The sequence below is a fragment of the Nocardioides plantarum genome, assembly GCF_006346395.1.
GTDB classification, from domain to species: domain Bacteria; phylum Actinomycetota; class Actinomycetes; order Propionibacteriales; family Nocardioidaceae; genus Nocardioides; species Nocardioides plantarum.
The window spans coordinates 2,419,689-2,437,709 of the sequence record NZ_VDMS01000001.1 but is presented as its reverse complement, the minus strand read 5'-3'; the positions used below and the strand labels follow the sequence as shown (position 1 = coordinate 2,437,709).

The following is an 18,021-nucleotide window of genomic DNA, read 5'->3' as shown; positions in this document are numbered from 1 at the left end:
GGGTGGGCTCAGCCCCGGCTGTCCGAGGCGGCGGGCGGCACCCGACGCAGGTCGAGGGTGTGGGGGTACTCGTCGGTCGCGGCCCGTCGACCGGCCTCGCGCAGCGCCTCGACGTCGAGGGCGCCGGGGGTGTGCCCGTGCTGCTCGAAGCGCGCGGCACGGCGGGCCTCGGCCTCGTGGGCGTTGACCGGCGGGGCGTCGTACGAGCGGCCGCCCGGGTGGACGACGTGGTACGTCGCCCCGCCCAGGCTCACGGCCGACCCGACGTCGACGACGTCGAAGCGCAACGGCGCCTGCACCTCGATGCTCGGGTGCAGCGCCGACCACGGCTGCCACGCCTGGTAGCGGACGCCGGCGTAGTGGCCCGCGCCGTCGGCCGTCGGCGTGAGCGGCACCGGGACGCCCTGGCAGGTCACCAGGTGACGCGCCGGGTCGAGGCCGCGCACGGCGACCTGGACGCGCTCGACCGAGCTGTCGACGTACCTCGCCGTGCCGGTGCCGGTGGCCTCCTCGCCGAGGACGTGCCACGGCTCGATCGCCTGGCGCAGCTCGAGCTCGACGGGCCCGGCGGAGGCGAAGCCGATGCGGGGGAAGCGGAACTCGACGAAGGGCGCGAGCCAGGCCTCCTCGAACCCGATGCCGGCGGCGCGGAGGTCGGCGACGACCTCGGCGATGTCGGCGGCGGCACCCTGCGGGAGCAGGGCGTCCTCGTGGAGGCGGGTCCCCCAGCGCTTGAGCGGTGCGCGCAACGGCTGCTCCCAGAACATCGCGACGAGGCTGCGCACGAGCAGCGCCTGCACCAGGCCCATCTGGGCGTGCGGCGGCATCTCGAAGCCGCGCAGCTCGAGCAGCCCGAGCCGACCGCGCGAGGAGTCGGGGCTGTAGAGCTTGTCGATGCAGAACTCGGAGCGGTGGGTGTTGCCGGTGAGGTCGGTCAGCAGGTGCCGCACGGCGCGGTCGATCAGCCACGGTCGGGGCTCGAGGTCGTGCGCCTCCTGCTCGGCGACGAGGCGGTCGATCTCGGCGAACGCGATCTCCATCTCGTACGTCGCCTCGGGCCGGCCCTCGTCGAAGCGCGGCGCCTGGCTGGTCGGGCCGATGAAGCGACCGCTGAAGAGGTAGGACAGCGAGGGGTGCCGCTGCCAGTAGGTGATCAGGCTGACCAGCAGGTCGGGTCGCCGCAGCAGCGGGCTCTCGGCCGGCACCTGGCCGCCGAGGGTGATGTGGTTGCCGCCGCCGGTGCCGGTGTGGAGCCCGTCGTGGTCGAACTTCTCGGTGGTGAGGCCGGCCTTGCGGGCCTCGTCGTAGAGCGTGGTGGTGAGCTCGCGCTGCTCGGCCCAGCTCGAGGTGGGCTGCACGTTGATCTCGATGACGCCGGGGTCGGGCGTGACCACGAGCTGGGTCAGCCGGGAGTCCGGCGGCGGCCCGTAGCCCTCGAGCACGACCGGGCAGCCGACCTTGCGCGCGGCGACCTCGACCAGGCGCAGCAGGTCGGCGTAGTCGTCGAGCCGGTCGGTCGGCGGCAGGAACACGTGGACGTGGCCGTCGCGCGCCTCGAAGGCCAGGGCCGTGGTGCCCGCCCCCTCGGGGTCGACGACGGTGACGACCGGGACCTGCGGCTCGAGCGGCGCGCCGGCCTCGACGTACGACGCCTCGCCGGCGAACGCGGGGTCGCGCCACGCCACGGAGTCGAGCGGGAGCCGCAGGCCGACCGCGGAGGTGCCGGGGAGCAGCACGAGCCGGCCGCGCCGGAAGGTCCAGGCGGGGCTGACCCACTCGTCGCCGGCGACGATGGGGAGCACCCAGCCGGTGGGCACGTCGACCTCTGCGTCGAGGACGCCGAGGCCGTGGGCGTCGAGCTTGTCGGCGGCCCCGTCGGGCTTGTCGCCGGCCGGCTGGCGGACCTCGGAGGCCAGCGCAGCAAGGGGATCCTCGAACGCGGGCTGCAGCTGGTCGTCGGGGAGGGCGAGCACCTTGGTGACCCGACGGGCCAGCGCCTCGGCGTCGGCGGTCGCGTCGCGGGTGCCGTCGGCCTCGGCCCAGGGGTCGGCGAGCAGAGCCGGGTCGCGCCACAGCGGCTCGCCGTCGGTGCGCCACTGCAGGGCGATGTTCCAGCGCGGGAGGGGCTCGCCGGGGTACCACTTGCCCTGGCCGCGGTGGACGACGCCGCCCTGGGCGTAGGTCTCGCGGAGCCGCTCGGCGACCGTGGTGGCGAGCGCGCGCTTCTCGGGGCCGTCGGCGTCGGTGCTCCACTGCGGGCTCGTCGCGTCGGCACGGGAGACGAACGTCGGCTCCCCACCCATGGTCAGCCGGACGTCGCCCTCGCGCAGGCGCAGGTCGACCGCCTCGCCGACGGCGTCGATCCGGGCCCACTGCTCGTCGGTGTAGGGCCGGGTGACGCGCGGGTCCTCGTGCACCCGGCGTACCTCGTTGTGGAAGGAGAACGTCACCTCGACCGGGTCGGTCGCTCCCTCGATCGGGGCGGCTGAGCTGGGGTGCGGGGTCGCGCTGAGCGGGATGTGGCCCTCACCGGCGAACAGGCTCGAGGTCGGGTCCATCCCGACCCAGCCGGCGCCGGGGAGGTAGACCTCGGCCCAGGCGTGCAGGTCGGTGAAGTCCTGCTCGGGCCCGCTCGGGCCGTCGAGCCCGACCATCGCATCGGGGTCGGTGGCGAGCTGGACGAGGTAGCCGGAGACGAAGCGCGCGGCCAGGCCGTGCTGGCGCAGCAGCGCGACCAGCAGCCAGGCGCTGTCGCGGCAGGAGCCGATGCCGCGGGCGAGGGTCTCGTCGGGCGTCTGGACGCCGGCCTCCATCCGCACGGAGTAGGCGACCTGGCGGTTGACCGCGGCGTTGAGGCCCGCGAGGAACGTGATGATCGGCGTCTTCTCGCCGGGAGCCGGCTGGGGCAGGTCGCGCCGGAACGTGTCGGCGGCCTCGGCGTCGTCGACCGACCGCAGGTAGGGGAACAGGTCGGCGTGGAGGCTGTTCTCGTAGACGAACGGGTAGCTCTCGGCGTACTCCTCGACGAAGAAGTCGAAGGGGTTGATCACCATCAGGTCGGCGACCAGGCCGACCGTGATGTCGAGGGTCTTCACCTTCTCGGGGAAGACCAGCCGGGCCATCCAGTTGCCGAAGGGGTCCTGCTGCCAGTTGACGAAGTGGTCGGCCGGCTCGACCGTCAGCGAGTAGGCCTCGATGGGCGTGCGCGTGTGCGGCGCGGGCCGCAGCCGGACGACGTGGGGCGCGACGTTGACCGGGTGCGCGAAGTCGTAGGTGGTGCGGTGCTCCAGCGCGACCTTGATGGACATGTCCCCCACCCTGCCGGTCCTCGATGTCGGGGCGGTAACGCGGGTCCGGTGGGCGGGGATGTTACTGACCGTTCGGACTGCTGACCTGCGCTTCAAAGCGCTGCCCAGAAGTCCGAACGGTCAGTAACAAGCGCACGGCCCGCACCGCAAAGAACCATTTGCAAACAAGTCTTTGCGGTCTAGGCTGCGGTCATGGCGTCCGAGGTCACCCCCACCACCCAGCAGCTGCGCGCGCTCGCCCACCCGGTGCGGCTGCGGATGCTCGGGATGCTGCGGATCGACGGGCCGGCCACCGCCACCTCCCTGGCGACGCGGCTGGGCCTCAACAGCGGCGCGACGTCCTACCACCTGCGCCAGCTGGCCCAGCACGGCTTCGTGGTCGACGACACCGAGCGCGGCAACGGTCGCGAGCGGTGGTGGCAGGCGGCGCACGCGTCGACGCGCACCGACGAGAGCGAGCTGCGCACGCCGGACGAGCCGGCCGCCGGGGAGACGATGGACGCCTACCTGCAGGCGGTCGTGACGATCTACGCCGAGTGGCTGCAGCGGGCCGTCGAGGAGCGACCGCTGCTGCCCGACGCGTGGCGCGACGCGGGGACGTTCAGCGACTGGCACAAGCGGCTCACGCCGACCTCGGCCCGGCGGCTCGTCGACCGGCTCGACTCCCTCGTCGACGGGGTCGTCGACGAGGACGATCCCGCGGCCGAGACGTTCATGGTCAACCTCAACGCCTTCGTGCAGCCGGGCCGGGTGGGGGGCGAGCAGCCGTGAGGCGCCCGCTCTACGGCTGGCTCGCCGCCGACGGCCTGTCCGTGACCGGCACCCGGGTCTCGATGCTGGCGATCCCGCTGTTCGTCCTCGAGCAGACCGGCAGCGCCACGCAGACCGGTCTGGTCGCGCTGGCCGAGATGCTGCCCCTGGTCGTCTTCAAGGTGCTCGGCGGCCCGGTCATCGACCGGCTCGGCGCCCGTCGGGTCGCGATCACCTGCGACGTGGCGTCGTTGTTCGTGGTGGCGTCGATCCCCCTGCTCTACGACGCCGGCCTGCTGTCGTTCCCCGCCTTCCTCGCGCTCGTGGCCGTCGCCGGCGCCCTGCGCGGACCCGGCGACGGCGCCAAGCACGCGATGGTCCCGGCCCTGGTCGAGGCGGCCGGGGTCCCGATGGAGCGCGCCACCGGCCTGGGCTCCACCGTCGAGCGGACCGCCTCGATGCTCGGCGCGGGCGTGGCCGGCGTGCTCGTCGCCACGCTCGGCGCCCAGAACGCGCTGCTCGTCGACGCGGCCAGCTTCGGGCTGTCGGCGCTGGTGCTCGCCTGGGCGACCGTCGGCATCGGCTCGGCGGCTGCTGTCGACGACGGGGCCGACGGGGCGCCGTACGTCGAGCAGCTGCGGGAGGGCTGGGACTTCCTGCGCCGCGACCCGCTGCTCCTGGGCATCTCGGTGATGGTCGCCGTGACCAACCTGTTCGACGCCGCGTGGTCGTCGGTGCTGATGCCGGTGTGGTCGGTGGAGTCGGGCCGCGGGGCTGCGGCGCTGGGCCTGCTGTTCGCGGTCTTCTCGGGCGCCTCGGCGCTGGGCGCGGTGTGCGCCGCGGTGTGGGCGGTGCGGCTGCCGCGCTTCAAGGTCTACCTGGTCGCGTTCCTGGTGGCCGGGGTGCCGCGGTTCGCGGTCTTCGTGGTCGACACGCCCCTGGCCGGCATCGTCGCGGTGTTCGTCGCCGGCGGCTTCGCGTCGGGGTTCCTCAACCCGGTGCTCGGTGCGGTGATCTTCGAGCGCATCCCCGCACCTCTCGTGGGACGGGTGTCGTCGCTCACGACGGCCATGTGCTTCGCACTGATGCCGCTCGGCGGCCTGCTCGGCGGCCTGCTCGTCGACGGCGGCAGCCTGGCGATCGCGATGGCGGTCACCGGCGTGGCCTACTTCGTCGCCACCATGCTGCCGGCGGTCGACCCGCGCTGGCGGGCGATGGACGACCGACCGGGGAAGTCGTCGGACCCGGCCGCCGCAGGGGTCAGCTAGCGAGGAAGGCCTTGGCCACCGTGAGCAGCCGGTCGTTGCCCTCGGTCTCGCCGATGGACACCCGGGCGCCCTCGCCGGCGAACGGGCGTACGACGATGCCCGCCTCGTCGGCGGCGGCGGCGAAGTCGGCGGTGCGCTCGCCCAGCGCGAACCAGACGAAGTTGCCCTGGGGCTCGGGGATCACCCAGCCCATCTCGAGGAGCGCGGCGTGGACGCGGGCGCGCTCGACCGCCAGGGCCTCGACCCGCTCGAGCAGCTCGTCCTCGGCCTCCAGCGAGGCGATGGCCGCGGCCTGGGCCACGGCCGAGACGCCGAACGGCAGCGACACCGCGCGGAGCGCAGCCGCGACGGGACCCTGCGCGACGGCGTACCCGACCCGGAAGCCGGCCAGCCCGTAGGCCTTGGAGAAGGTGCGGAACAGCACCACGTTGGGGTGGGCGCGGTAGGTCGCGAGCCCGTCGACCGCGTCGTCCATGCGGACGAACTCGAGGTAGGCCTCGTCGACGACGACCACCACGTGGTCGGGTACGGCGGCGATGAAGCCGTCGAGCTCGGACTGGGTGACCGCGGGCCCGGTGGGGTTGTTGGGCGTGCAGACCATCACGATCTTGGTGCGCTCGGTGATCGCGGCCAGCATGGCCGCCAGGTCGTGGCGACCCTCGGCCGTCACCGGCACCTGCACCGACGTCGCGCCCGCCGTCGTGACGGCGATCGGGTAGGCCTCGAACGAGCGCCAGGCGTAGACGACCTCGTCGCCGGGGTCGCAGAACGCGCCGACGAGCTGGTAGATCAGCGCGACGCTGCCGGTCGCCACGGTCAGGTCGGTGGCCGGCACGCCGAGCCGGGCCGCCAGGGCGTCGTACAGGGCGGTGGAGCCCATGTCGGGGTAGCGGTTCATCACCGCGACCGCCCGGGTCGCCGCCTCGACCACACCCGGCAGCGGCGGGTAGGGGTTCTCGTTGCTCGAGAGCTTGTAGGCCGTCATGCCCGGCCGCACCGTCGGCGGCTTGCCGGGCACGTAGGTCGGGATCTGCAGGACGTTGGGACGCGGCTGAGGGTGGGCCATGCGGCTCAGGCTAGTAGTGGCTACGGGACGACCGGCCACGCCAGGGTCGCACGATCATCGCCAGGGCCAGTCCGACCGGCACCCCGATCAGGGCCCCGGTGACGTTGTCGATGACGTCGGTGACGTCGCAGGCCCGGTCGATGCGGGCCAGCTCGAGCTGGGTCCACTCGATGCCGACCGAGTACGCCGCCAGCAGGGCGATCCCGATCGGGACGGTCGCCACGGCCCACCTCCCCCACCGGGCGGCCGCGACCACGAGCAGCGCCCCCGACGGCACGAACACGACGACGTTGAGCAGCCGCTGGCCGCCGGAGAAGATCCAGAACCCGTCGGGCGCGGGCCCCCCGATGTCCCACGAGCAGGTCGCCAGCCGACCCTCGGCGTAGACGACCCCGGGCGCGCCGTTGGCGGGGAGGAGGGTGACGACGCCGATCACCACCACCGACCAGAGCAGCGCGGCGATCGCCAGCGCGCTCACCGTCCCGGTGCGCGGTCGCAGCAGCATCGCGAGGAACGCGCAGAGGACCCCCGACAGCGCGACGCACACGAGCATGACGCCCACGCCACCGACCGGGAACACCGTCCCGAGGCTAGCGAGCCGGTGTGGCCGGGCGTGGGGGAGGCCGTGGGGGCCTGTGCGCGGCCCCCGCGGATCACACCCGCGGCAGCAGCACCTCGCCGCCGGGCACGGCGAGCAGGTCGCGGCCGATGGTGAGGTCGACCGGGTTGGTCAGGCAGCGGATCGAGCCGCCGCCCTTGTGGAACTCGGACACGTCGACGACGACGACCTCGAAGCCCCAGTCCTCGAGCTGGGCGCGCACGCGGTCGGGGCAGGCGGGCATCACGACGGTGCGGCCGACGACGACCGAGTTGGCGCAGAAGGTGGTCAGCGCCTCCTCCTCGGTGAGCACGAGCGGCTCGGGCACGAGCGCGAGCAGCGCCTCGGCGGACTCGGCGTCGAGCGCGGTGGGGCAGACCATCGCGCGGCGGTCGTCGAGGGGGCAGAAGGCCAGGTCGAGGTGGTACATGCCGGGGTGGGTGATCCGGACGCCGTGCACGCGGACGCCGAGATCGCTGGCGAGGTGCTTGAGCCCGAGCTCCTCGGTGCGGGGTCCGTAGCCCACGACGAGGTGGTCGCGCCACGCGAACGCGTCGCCGGCCTCGAGGTGGGCTCCCACGCCGTCGCGGCCGACGTACGACGTCGCGTAGCCGTGCTCGGCGAACCAGGGCTGCGCGGACCGGGTCTCCATCCGGCGCTGCGGGTAGCGCATGTGGGACATCACGACCGAGGGCGTGCCGTCGGCGCGCACGACCCCGAGGCCGAGGTTCATCGCGTAGACCATGTCGGGGGCGTCGGAGCGCTGCGGGATCACGTCGACCCGGGCGCCCAGGCCGCGCAGGGTCTCGACCATGTCGTGCCACTGGCGCCACGCGGTCGGGCCGTCGGGCTGGACGGCGGTGTCCATGAACGGGTTGATGACGTAGTCGATGCGGAAGTGTGTCGGCACGACGGCGATGTAGTGGTGACCCCAACCCAGCTCGGACAACGCGACCTCCAGATGCTTTATTGTCAGACAATCTGACACACCCATGGTGACCTACCCGGGCCCCCAGATCAAGCCGAGCGACGTACGACGGCCGAAGTGTCGGCATGATGGGCCCCATGACGGCTCCCGGGACCCCCCTCACCGAGGCCGCGGGGCCGTTCGCGACCCTCCGCGTCGAGCACACCTCCACCGTCGAGCGCGCCGCCGAGGAGCTCCGCCGGGCGATCTTCGAGGGCGAGATCGAGAGCGGTACGGCGCTGCGCGAGGTCGCCCTGGCCGACTCGCTCGGCGTGTCCCGACCGACCATCCGCGAGGCCCTCGCGGTGATCGTCGCCGAGGGCCTGGCGACCCGCGAGCCGCACCGCGGGGTGCACGTGGCGATCCCCGAGGCCGAGTCGGTCCGCGACGTCTGCGCCGCCCGCTGGGTCCTCGAGGGCGCCGGGGTCAGCCGCTGGCGCGAGGCCGACGAGACCCAGCGCGACCACGTCCGCACCGCGCTGCGCGACTACACCGACGCCGTCCGCGCCGAGGGCAGCTACCAGGACCTCAACACCCTCCACCTCGCCTTCCACGTCTCGCTCGTCGGCCTCACCGGCAGCCCGCGCCTGGTCTCGATGGCCGACAACCTCGTCCTCGAGCTCAAGCTCGCGCTGGCCCAGGTCGAGCGGATCGCCCGCAACGCCCACGACGAGGCCGACACCCACGTCGCCCTCGTCGACCTGCTCGAGGCCGACGACGTCGACGCGGCCATGACCTTCCTGCAGGCCCACCTCGCCGACGCCGAGACCGAGATCATCGGGGCGCTGGGGTTGTAGGTCGGTCCACTCGCCGGTCGAGGTGCGAGGCCGCCCGCGGCCGAGCCTCGAGACCATCGAGCCGACGCGCCGACGCGCCGACGGCACCACGCGGCCTGGGCGGCGACCCTCACCAGGTCTCGAGGCTCAGGCCTGGCGGCCTTCGCACCTCGACCGACGTGCCAGCGGCCTTCGCACCTCGACCGACGTGACTGCCTGCCAGACTGACGGCATGCGGATCATCCTCCGGCTCCTCACGACCGCCCTCGGCCTGGGCGTGGCCGCCTGGCTGCTCGACGGCATCGCCTTCCCCGGCGGGCCGAGCTCGGGATGGGAGGGCATCCGGTACGACCTGGTCCCCCTGATCCTGGTCGCGGCCATCCTCGGCCTGGTCACCTCGCTCGTGAAGCCGGTGCTGACGTTCCTGTCGATCCCGCTGATCATCCTGACGCTCGGGCTGTTCCTGCTGGTGATCAACGCCGCGATGCTGATGCTGACCGGCGCCCTGGCCGACGCGCTCGACATCCGGTTCCGCGTCGACGGGTTCTGGACGGCCGTCGGCGGCTCGATCGTCATCACCGTCGTCACCTGGGTCGTCGACGGGCTCGTCGGCGAGCCCGAGCGGGACTAGGCGTGCTCCCGACCCCGCGCGAGCCAGGCCACTACCGCGTCGGCATGGTGTGCCTCGGCAACATCTGCCGCTCGCCGATGGCCGACGTCGTCCTGCGGGCCAAGGTCGCGGCCGCCGGGCTCGACGACGTCGTCACGGTCGACAGCTGCGGCACCGGCGGGTGGCACGTCGGCCACCCGATGGACGACCGCGCGGCCGACACCCTGCGCGAGGCCGGCTACGACGGCAGCGCCCACCGCGCCCAGCAGTTCGCGCACACCTGGCTCGACGACCACGACCTGCTGCTGGCGATGGACCGCAGCAACCTCGACGACGTCGGCGGACCCTCCGACCGGGTGCGCCTGCTCCGCGACCTCGACCCCGAGGGCAGCGGCGACGTGCCCGACCCGTACTACGGTGGCACGCAAGGATTCCTGGAGGTGCTGGCCATGGTCGAACGATCCTGCGACGTGCTGGTCGACGAGCTCACCGCGCTGCCCGTCCGATGAGCCAGCGATGAGCCAGCGATGAGCCAGCGATGACCCGCCAACCGGGGCTCGCGCGACGGGCCGAGCAGCTGCTCGGCTCGGCGGTCGTCGCGACCGCCCCCGTGGCGGGCGGCGACGTCTCGATCGCGACCAAGCTGCGTCTCGGCAACGGCACCACCGCCTTGATGAAGACCATGACCCAGGCGCCGCCCGGCTTCTTCGAGTGCGAGGCGTGGGGTCTGCGCTGGCTCGCCGAGGCCACCGCCGAGGGCGGCGTCCGGGTGCCCGAGGTGCTCGCGGTCGAGGCCGACTGCCTGGTCCTCGCCTGGGTCGAGCCGGGGCGCCCCTCGGGCGACGACGCGGCCGCGCTGGGGCGCAGCCTCGCGGCCACCCACGCCGCCGGCGCCCCGTCGTACGGCGCCGGGCGCGACGGCTTCATCGGCCGGCTCCCGCTCCCGCAGGGCCCCACCGACACCTGGGCCGAGTTCCACGCCCGCCGGCGGCTGCTGCCGTTCGTGCGGCTGGCCGTCGACCGGGGGGCCCTCGAGCCCGCCGACGCCGCGGTGCTCGACGGGCTCGCCGCCCGCATCGGCGAGCTGGTCCCCGAGGAGCCGCCGTCCCGGCTGCACGGCGACCTCTGGAACGGCAACGTGCTCTGGGACACCGACGGCCGCGCCGCACTCGTCGACCCCGCGGCCCACGGCGGCCACCGCGAGACCGACCTGGCCATGCTCACGCTGTTCGGACTGCCGCACCTGCCGCGCACCCTCGACGCCTACGCCGAGGTCGCGCCGCTCGCCGACGGCTGGCAGGACCGGATCGGGCTGTTCCAGCTCTTCCCGCTGCTGGTGCACGCGTGCCTGTTCGGCGGCGGCTACGGCGCCCGGGCGACCGCGATCGCCCGCCGCTACCGCTGAGTCCCGACCCGACTCAGCGAGTCGGGGCGGCTCACAGCCGGCGGTAGACCGCGGTCACCGTGGCCGTCCGGTCGGGCACGACGAAGCGGTGGGCGCTGCGACCACCGTCGGACCAGCGCACGAACGCGTAGTCGCGTCCGTCGTACCGCTGGCGCGTCGGCGCCGACAGCGAGAGCCGGGCACCGACCTGGTAGCCCTTGGTGAAGGAGCGGTGCAGCACACCGCCGACCCGGACCCGCAGGCCCGGCACCGAGGTCCGCACCCGCACCGACCGCAGCACCGGCACGAACGTCGCGACGTACGCCGCCCGCCCGGCCCGCGGCACCGTCACCGTCGGCGAGGTGCCCCACCCGGTCGACCACGAGCGGAACGCCCAGAGGCGCCCGTCGAGCCTCTGCGGACCACGCGCCGAGAGGCTCACCTGCTCCCCCGCGATCCCCCGCCGGGTCAGCCCGGCCCGCCGCTCGGCTCCGTCGACGCGGAAGCGGAGGCCCGCCGGCCGGGTGCTGAACGTCTCCACGACCTCGCGCGGGTAGATCGTGCGGCTGACCGAGGTGGAGAGCCCGCGGGCGTCGGTCGCGGTGGCGGTCAGCACGAGGTGGGACGGCAGCTCGTGGTCGATGGTCCGGAAGGTGTCGGAGTCGCGGTCCTCCCAGCTCGCGATGGGGTGCGCGTGGCAGTCGCCCGGGCAGTGCTGCATCGTCAGTGACCAGTCGAGGGCGGTGCCGGGCAGGTCGCCCTCGTCGGGGTCGGTGGCCGAGCCGGAGAACGGGACCTCCTGGTCGACCGACCACGTCAGCGAGCCGGCGGGCGCGGCGATCCGCACCGAGGGCGGCCGGTTGCCGGCCGAGATCCGCACGGTCGCGGCGTCGCTGTGACCCGTCGGGTCGGTGACCGTGAGGCGGACGTCGTAGTCGCGCGCCTCGGTGTAGGTGAACGACGCGGTCGGCGAGGTGGAGTCGACCTCGCCGTCGCCGTCGAGGTCCCAGGCGTAGGCGAGCTCGTCGCCGTCGGGGTCGGACGAGGACGTGGCGTCCAGGTCGACGACGAGCGGCAGCACGCCGTACGGCGCCGACGAGGTGATCCGGGCGACCGGGAGCCCCGGCTCGTAGACGATGTGGTGCAGCTTGCCGCCGCCCTCGGTGCGGTTGCCCTGCTCGTCGAGGCCGATGTCGACGTAGAACAGGTCGCCGTCCTTGCCGGTGAACAGGTCGACGGGGTTGCCGGCGCCCGAGACCAGCAGGCCCGGGTCGGCGGGGTCCGGGGTGCCGTCGGGCCGCGCCGGCAGGAACCAGATGCAGTCGCGGGCGTAGTCGCCGAACGCGAGCGCCCCGCGGTAGTCGGCCGGGTAGGACGTCGACTCGACGAAGGCGAGCGCCGAGACCGACGCCGTGCCCTTCTTGCAGCGCTCGCCCTCGACGACGTCGACGTCGCGGCTGTACTGGAAGTAGGGCATCCGCGTCTGCTCGGCGGACAGGCCGGTGCACAGCGGCTTGTCGAACGGGTAGCGGGCGCGGCCCTCGAAGCAGGGCCAGCCGAAGTTGGGGAGCACCGACCGGTCGGCGCCGACGTGGTCGATCTCCTCGGCCGCCCCCTCGCCCACGTCACCGACGTAGAGGTCGCTGGTGCCCGGCCGCAGGGCGAAGCGGAACGGGTTGCGGAAGCCGTGGGCCACCAGCCGCCGGGCGTTGGCGTCGGACGAGCCGCCGAGCGGGTTGGTCGACGAGCCCGCGCCGGTCGTGGGGTTGATCCGGATCACCGACCCCGACAACCCGGTCGGGTCGTCGGTCGTGCGCACGTCCTGGGCGCGGAGCCGACCGCCCTCGTCGGTCGGGTCACCGCAGGGGTTGCCCCCGAGCTGGCCCCAGTCGGGCCGGTCGTAGTTGGCGCCGTCGCCGCCACTGGCGTAGAGGTAGCCCGCGGCGTCGAACTCGAGCGCCCCCGCGGAGTGGCTGCCGAACTGCTGGCACCAGTCCTCGACCATGACCCACGGGTCGCCGGCGGTGTCGCCCGACATCGTGTAGCGGACCAGCCGGGTGCTCATCACGCATCCCTCGTTGGGCTGCGGGCACTCGTCGTAGTAGGGGTCGGCGGGGTTGCCCCACAACGGCGCGGGCGCGGGGTCGCCGAGGCGGTGGTCGTAGGCGTAGAGCAGGTAGACGTAGCCGTTGGTCGCGAAGTCGGGGTCGAGGGTGAAGCCGAGAGCGCCGCGGTCGTAGTAGTTGTGCACCTCGGTCCGGATCTCGAGGGCGACCTGCGGGGTGGGGTCGTCGAGGTCGTCGAGCACGAGCAGGCGTCCGGTCTTCTCGAGCACGAAGACCCGGCCGTCGTCGGCCTGCTCGGCGGCCGTGGGCTGGTCGAGGCCGCCCAGGACGACGTCGTCGCGGAAGCCCTCGGGCAGCACGGCCCCCGGGAAGGCCTCGGCGGTCGGGCCGGACGGGCCGGACGGGGGGTCGTGGTCGTGGCCGTCGTCGTGGGCACTGGCCCCGGTCGGCGCGAGCAGCGCGACCGACAGCAGCAGCGCGCCGACGCGCGCGGCGAGGTGGGTCATGCGTCTCCCCCCAGAGAACGACCGGACGCCCGTGCGCCCGTCGAGCGCAGCGTACGTTCTCAGACGGGACTCAGGGCGAGATGGCAGAGTGAGCGCGTGTCCGCACCACTCAAGCCCCGCGTGCTCGTCGTCGACGACGACAAGGCGGTCCGCGAGTCCCTGCGCCGGTCCCTGGAGTTCAACGGGTACGACGTCCACCTCGCCGGTGACGGCGCCGAGGCGCTCGCCGGCATCGCCGCGGTCGCGCCCGACGTCGTCGTGATGGACGTGATGATGCCGCGCCTCGACGGTCTCGAGACGACGCGCGCCCTGCGCACCGCCGGCAACGACGTACCGATCATCGTGCTGACCGCGCGCGACGCGGTCGGCGACCGGGTCGACGGGCTCGACGCCGGGGCCGACGACTACCTCACCAAGCCGTTCGCGCTGCCCGAGCTGCTCGCCCGGCTCCGAGCGCTGCTGAGGCGCGCCGTACCCACCGAGGACGACACCGAGGAGACGCTGTCGTTCTCCGACCTCACGATGAACGTCACGACCCGCGAGGTCCGGCGCGGCAGCCGGCCGATCGAGCTGACCCGCACCGAGTTCAACCTGCTCGAGCTGTTCCTGCGTCGCCCGCGGCGGGTGCTGGACCGCTCGTTCATCCTCGAGGAGGTCTGGGGCTACGACTTCCCCACGACCGCCAACTCCCTCGAGGTCTACGTCGGCTACCTGCGTCGCAAGACCGAGGCCGAGGCCGAGGCGCGGTTGCTGCACACGGTGCGGGGCGTGGGCTACGTGCTCAAGGAGTCATGAGCGGCTCCCCCTGGCCGGAGCAGACCCGGGGCTCGGCGGGCCAGGGCTCGGCGGGCGACGGCTCGGCGGGTCAGGTCGAGCGGCGCTGGCACTACCGGCGCTCGCTCGCCAGCCGGGTCACCCTGCTCACGACGTTCGCGGTGGGGTTGTCGGTCGCGTTCTTGTCCGTCGGCGTCTACGTCACGGCGCGCGCGCAGCTGCAGGCCCAGCTCGACGACGACCTGCGCTCGCGGGCCACCAAGATCGCCGAGACCACCAACATCTTCGACGCCATCGTGGCCCCGACGCTCTACACCGTCGGTGCCTCCGACGTCCGCATCGCCCTGGCCGTCATCAGGGACGGCCAGGCCTACGGCGTGGCCAAGGACGGCACGACCAACACCGAGATCGTCGGGAGGCCCGAGGCTGCGGTCGCCCAGGGCAAGAGGTCGGAGTCGATGCGCACGGTGCGGCTCTCCGACGGTGACCGCTACCGCGTGATCGCCGTGCCGTCGGTCTCCCGTGGCCAGGCGGTCGTGCTGGCCCGCTCCCTGGAGAACCAGGACGCCGTGCTGTCCCGGCTCGGCGTGGTCAGCCTGGTCTTCGGGCTCCTCGGGGTGCTCGGTGCCGGGGCCGCCGGTTGGGGCGTCGCCCGCAACGGCCTGCGTCCCGTGCGCCGCCTGACCACCTCGGTCGAGACCATCGCCCGCACCGAGCAGCTCGACGCGCTGCCCGTGGAGGGCGACGACGAGGTGGCGCGACTCGCCGCGGCGTTCAACGAGATGCTCACCGCGCTGTCCGCCTCGCGCGACCGGCAGCGTCAGCTGGTCACCGACGCCGGGCACGAGCTGCGCACGCCGCTGACGTCGCTGCGCACCAACGTCGACCTGCTGGTGCAGTCCGACCAGGACCAGATCGCGATCGACCCGACCGCCCGCGCCGAGCTGCTCGAGGACATCCGCGCGCAGACCGACGAGCTCACCACCCTCATCGGCGACCTCACCGAGCTGGCCCGCGACGAGCCGTTGGCTCCCGTCCTCGGGGTGGTCGACCTGAGCGAGATCGTCGACGTGTCGGTGGCCCGCGTGCGCCGCCGCGCCCCCGACAAGACCTTCGACGTCGTGACCGAGTCGTGGGTGGTCTACGGCGAGGCACCCTCCCTGGAGCGCGCGGTCACCAACCTGCTCGACAACGCGGCCAAGTGGGGCCCGCCCGGCAGCCAGGTCACGGTCCGCCTCGAGGCGCTCGGCGGGATCGGCCGGCTCACCGTCGACGACCAGGGTCCGGGCATCGCCGAGGCCGACCGCGAGAACGTGTTCGACCGCTTCTGGCGCGCCGAGGAGTCCCGTGCGATGCCGGGCTCCGGCCTCGGGCTGTCGATCGTGCGTCAGGTCGTCGAGCGACACTCGGGCCGGGTCGGCGCCTTCACCGCTCCCGGCGGCGGGGCACGCCTGGTCCTCGAGCTGCCCGGGAGGCACGATGCGTAGCGCGTTCGTCGGTCTGGCCGTCCTGGGGCTGGTGCTCACCGGCTGCTCGGGCGACCCCGAGCCGCCGAGCCCCGACCCGACCTCGGCCGCGCCCGTCGAGCCCGCCTGGAACCCGTGCAGCAGCCTCGACGCCGACGCCGTCATCAAGCGCCTCGGGGCGGCGTACTCGGTGCGGCGGGGCACGCCGGACGAGCCGACGTGCATCTTCGTCCCGCAGGCTGACGGCGACCCGGCGGTCACCGTCAACTACCAGACCATCGCGAGCTCGCTGACCGAGCTGCTGAAGACGTTCGGCCAGACCGAGCAGCCCGGCCGTACGTCGGTCACGACGCCCCGGGTGCCGGGGGCCAGCGACGCCCGCCTCATCGTCGACGTCAGCAACGACACCCTCGCGATCACCGGCTTCGTCCGCAACGGCCTGCTGGTCCAGACCGTCGACGCGATCGACCCGGCGCCCTTCGACCGCACGGCCCTGACGAAGGACGTGACGTCGTTGATGGCCGACCTCGCCGCCGGAGCCGCCGACTCCGGCCTCACTCGCTGAGACGGCCCCCCACGGACGGGATACCCGTGGGTGGGTGACTATCGCAGCGCCCGGAGGACCCGCTCGGCCTTGACCTGCGACTCGGCCCACTCCTCGGCGAGGTCGGAGAGCACGGTGATGCCGCCGCCGGTGCCGAGGCGCCAGGCGCCGTCGCCGGCGGTCATCAGGCTGCGGATCACCACGCCGAGGTCGGCCCGGCCGTCGGCCGACACCCAGCCGAAGGCGCCGGCGTACGGGCCGCGGGGGGTCGACTCGACCTCCTCGACGACCTGCATCGTGCGCAGCTTGGGCGCCCCGGTCATCGACCCGGCCGGGAAGAGCGCGCGCAGCGCCCCCACCGTGGTCACGTCGTCGCGCAGCCGCCCGCGCACGGTGGAGACGAGCTGGTGCACGGTCGCGTAGGACTCCACCGCCATCAGCTCGGGCACCTCGACGCTGCCGACCTCGCAGACCTGCGCCAGGTCGTTGCGCAGCAGGTCGACGATCATCAGGTTCTCGGCGCGGAACTTCGGGTCCTGCGCCAGCCGCCGGCGTTGCGCCTCGTCGTCGGCCGGGGTGGCGCCCCGCGGCGTGGTGCCCTTGATCGGCTTGGTCTCGATGGTGCGGTCGGCGCCGACCAGCGCGTAGCGCTCGGGGCTCGAGCTGAGCAGCCACGCCCGCGCGCCCGCGACGTCGTGCTGCAGGAACCCGGCGTACGGCGCGGGGTTGAGGTCGCGCAACCGCAGGTACGTCGCCGCGGGGTCGGCCGTGGAGTCGCGCGCGACGCGGTAGGTCAGGTTGACCTCGTAGCTGTCGCCGGCGTGGAGGCGATCCTGCACACGGTCGTACGCCGCCGCGTAGTCGGGTGCGGGGGTCGTGTGACCCGCGCCGGTCCAGGCACCGGCCTCGGGCACACGACCGTCGACCGGCCCGCCCGCCGACGGCCCGCCCACCGACGTCCCGACCTCCCCCGGCCCGTGGTCGACCCGCCGCACGTGCGACGGCCGCATCCACACCGCGTCGGGCAGCCAGCCGTCGGAGGCGGCGGGCAGGTCGGGGCGGGCGGCGTACCCGAGGTAGCCGAACCACTGGCCGCGACCGCCCCCGGTGTCGCGGGCCAGCTCGGCCTCGAGCACCGCGAACACGTCGTCACCGACGGCCTCGCCGCGCCCGTCGGTCCATCGGGTCACCTCGCGCGACGCGGCGGAGTAGGTCAGCGACACGTCGGAGGGGTCGAGCCAGCCGAGGATCGACCGGCGCCCCGACCACGCCCGCGCGCCGCCGCCGTCGAGCCAGAAGCAGCGGGGGTGGCGGGAAGCGACCGAGGCGAAGAGGTCCTCGACGCCGGTCGCGTCCGTCATCGCGCGCCACCGAGGAAGTTGGCGACCAGCGCCGCACCGTGCTCGGACAGGATCGACTCGGGGTGGAACTGCACGCCCTCGAGCGGGAGGGTCCGGTGCCGCACGCCCATCACGACGCCGTCCTCGGAGCGGGCCGACACCTCGAGCTCGTCAGGCACCGTGAGCGCCGCGAGCGAGTGGTAGCGCACCGCCTCGAACCCGTCGACCACCCCCGCGAAGACGCCCCGGCCGTCGTGGGTCACCCGCGCCACGGTGCCGTGCGCCGGCAGCACGCGACCCACCTCCCCGCCGTACGCCGTGACCAGGCCCTGCATGCCGAGGCAGACCCCCAGCACGGGCCGGCCACCGTCGCGCAGCACGGCCCGCCCGACCGCGAAGTCCGCCAGGACGTCGGGCGAGCCGGGCCCCGGGGAGAGGACGACGTGGGTGTGGGCGAGCACGTCGGCCGCCGACACCTCGTCGTGCTGCACGACGGCCGGCAGCACGCCGGTCACCGAGGCGACCAGGTGCACGAGGTTCCACGTGTAGGAGTCGTGGTGGTCGACCACCACCACGTCGACCGTCATCGGCTGGTCGT

At 73.7% G+C, this 18,021-nt stretch carries 16 protein-coding genes; 9 read left to right on the top strand and 7 right to left on the bottom strand.

Going from position 1 to position 18,021, the window contains the following annotated elements:
• Positions 1-8: 8 nt before the first annotated feature.
• Entirely contained in the window at positions 9-3,308 is a 3,300-nt protein-coding gene (locus FJQ56_RS11390; protein ID WP_140009507.1) for a transglutaminase family protein, read from the bottom strand.
• Between the two features lie 192 nt (positions 3,309-3,500).
• On the opposite strand from FJQ56_RS11390, the gene FJQ56_RS11385 reads away from it, so the two are divergent.
• Positions 3,501-4,079, top strand: a complete 579-nt coding sequence (locus FJQ56_RS11385) for an ArsR/SmtB family transcription factor (protein ID WP_140009506.1) — start codon at positions 3,501-3,503, stop codon at positions 4,077-4,079.
• A complete protein-coding gene (locus tag FJQ56_RS11380) occupies positions 4,076-5,326 on the top strand; it encodes an MFS transporter (protein ID WP_211350844.1) in 1,251 nt (416 codons plus the stop codon). Before FJQ56_RS11385 ends, FJQ56_RS11380 begins: the two co-directional genes overlap by 4 nt.
• Here the strand turns inward: FJQ56_RS11380 and hisC are convergent.
• The 3 genes from hisC to FJQ56_RS11365 all read right to left on the bottom strand — a co-directional run bounded on the left by hisC (position 5,319) and on the right by FJQ56_RS11365 (position 7,900).
• Complete coding sequence (gene hisC, locus FJQ56_RS11375) at positions 5,319-6,392, bottom strand: histidinol-phosphate transaminase (protein ID WP_140009505.1); 1,074 nt, start codon at positions 6,390-6,392, stop codon at positions 5,319-5,321. The genes FJQ56_RS11380 and hisC overlap by 8 nt on opposite strands.
• A gap of 10 nt (positions 6,393-6,402) precedes the next feature.
• The gene (locus FJQ56_RS11370) at positions 6,403-6,972 is read right to left on the bottom strand and encodes a VanZ family protein (RefSeq protein WP_140009504.1); all 570 of its coding nucleotides are present in this window, start codon (positions 6,970-6,972) and stop codon (positions 6,403-6,405) included.
• Between the two features lie 73 nt (positions 6,973-7,045).
• A complete protein-coding gene (locus FJQ56_RS11365; RefSeq protein ID WP_246084085.1) occupies positions 7,046-7,900 on the bottom strand; it encodes a dimethylarginine dimethylaminohydrolase family protein in 855 nt (284 codons plus the stop codon).
• Positions 7,901-8,055: 155 nt separating this feature from the next.
• On the opposite strand from FJQ56_RS11365, the gene FJQ56_RS11360 reads away from it, so the two are divergent.
• The 4 genes from FJQ56_RS11360 (at position 8,056) to FJQ56_RS11345 (ending at position 10,748) form a co-directional block, all read left to right on the top strand.
• The gene (locus FJQ56_RS11360) at positions 8,056-8,754 is read left to right on the top strand and encodes a GntR family transcriptional regulator (protein WP_170215348.1); all 699 of its coding nucleotides are present in this window, start codon (positions 8,056-8,058) and stop codon (positions 8,752-8,754) included.
• A gap of 211 nt (positions 8,755-8,965) precedes the next feature.
• A complete protein-coding gene (locus tag FJQ56_RS11355; protein WP_140009501.1) occupies positions 8,966-9,364 on the top strand; it encodes a phage holin family protein in 399 nt (132 codons plus the stop codon).
• A gap of 2 nt (positions 9,365-9,366) precedes the next feature.
• Positions 9,367-9,852: a low molecular weight protein-tyrosine-phosphatase gene (locus FJQ56_RS11350; RefSeq protein WP_246084084.1), complete on the top strand. Its 486-nt coding sequence runs from the start codon at positions 9,367-9,369 to the stop codon at positions 9,850-9,852.
• Positions 9,853-9,881: 29 nt separating this feature from the next.
• Positions 9,882-10,748, top strand: a complete 867-nt coding sequence (locus tag FJQ56_RS11345) for a fructosamine kinase family protein (RefSeq protein WP_140009500.1) — start codon at positions 9,882-9,884, stop codon at positions 10,746-10,748.
• Between the two features lie 31 nt (positions 10,749-10,779).
• Here FJQ56_RS11345 and FJQ56_RS11340 read toward each other — a convergent pair whose 3' ends face one another.
• Complete coding sequence (locus FJQ56_RS11340; protein ID WP_140009499.1) at positions 10,780-13,299, bottom strand: PQQ-dependent sugar dehydrogenase; 2,520 nt, start codon at positions 13,297-13,299, stop codon at positions 10,780-10,782.
• A gap of 96 nt (positions 13,300-13,395) precedes the next feature.
• On the opposite strand from FJQ56_RS11340, the gene FJQ56_RS11335 reads away from it, so the two are divergent.
• From FJQ56_RS11335 to FJQ56_RS11325, 3 genes are read left to right on the top strand one after another with little or no spacing between them, the layout of a single operon-like run.
• Positions 13,396-14,094 carry a response regulator transcription factor gene (locus FJQ56_RS11335; protein WP_170215347.1) on the top strand — a complete coding sequence of 233 codons (699 nt, stop codon included), beginning with the start codon at positions 13,396-13,398 and terminating at the stop codon, positions 14,092-14,094.
• The gene (locus FJQ56_RS11330; protein ID WP_140009498.1) at positions 14,091-15,560 is read left to right on the top strand and encodes a sensor histidine kinase; all 1,470 of its coding nucleotides are present in this window, start codon (positions 14,091-14,093) and stop codon (positions 15,558-15,560) included. Before FJQ56_RS11335 ends, FJQ56_RS11330 begins: the two co-directional genes overlap by 4 nt.
• Positions 15,553-16,104 carry a hypothetical protein gene (locus FJQ56_RS11325; protein ID WP_140009497.1) on the top strand — a complete coding sequence of 184 codons (552 nt, stop codon included), beginning with the start codon at positions 15,553-15,555 and terminating at the stop codon, positions 16,102-16,104. Before FJQ56_RS11330 ends, FJQ56_RS11325 begins: the two co-directional genes overlap by 8 nt.
• Before the next feature lie 38 nt (positions 16,105-16,142).
• On the opposite strand, the gene FJQ56_RS11320 is transcribed toward FJQ56_RS11325, so the two are convergent.
• On the bottom strand, positions 16,143-17,444 hold the full coding sequence (locus FJQ56_RS11320) for an anthranilate synthase component I family protein (RefSeq protein ID WP_140009496.1): 1,302 nt from the start codon (positions 17,442-17,444) through the stop codon (positions 16,143-16,145).
• On the bottom strand, positions 17,441-18,010 hold the full coding sequence (locus tag FJQ56_RS11315; RefSeq protein ID WP_140009495.1) for an anthranilate synthase component II: 570 nt from the start codon (positions 18,008-18,010) through the stop codon (positions 17,441-17,443). The genes FJQ56_RS11320 and FJQ56_RS11315 overlap by 4 nt, the downstream gene beginning before the upstream one ends.
• Positions 18,011-18,021: the final 11 nt, after the last annotated feature.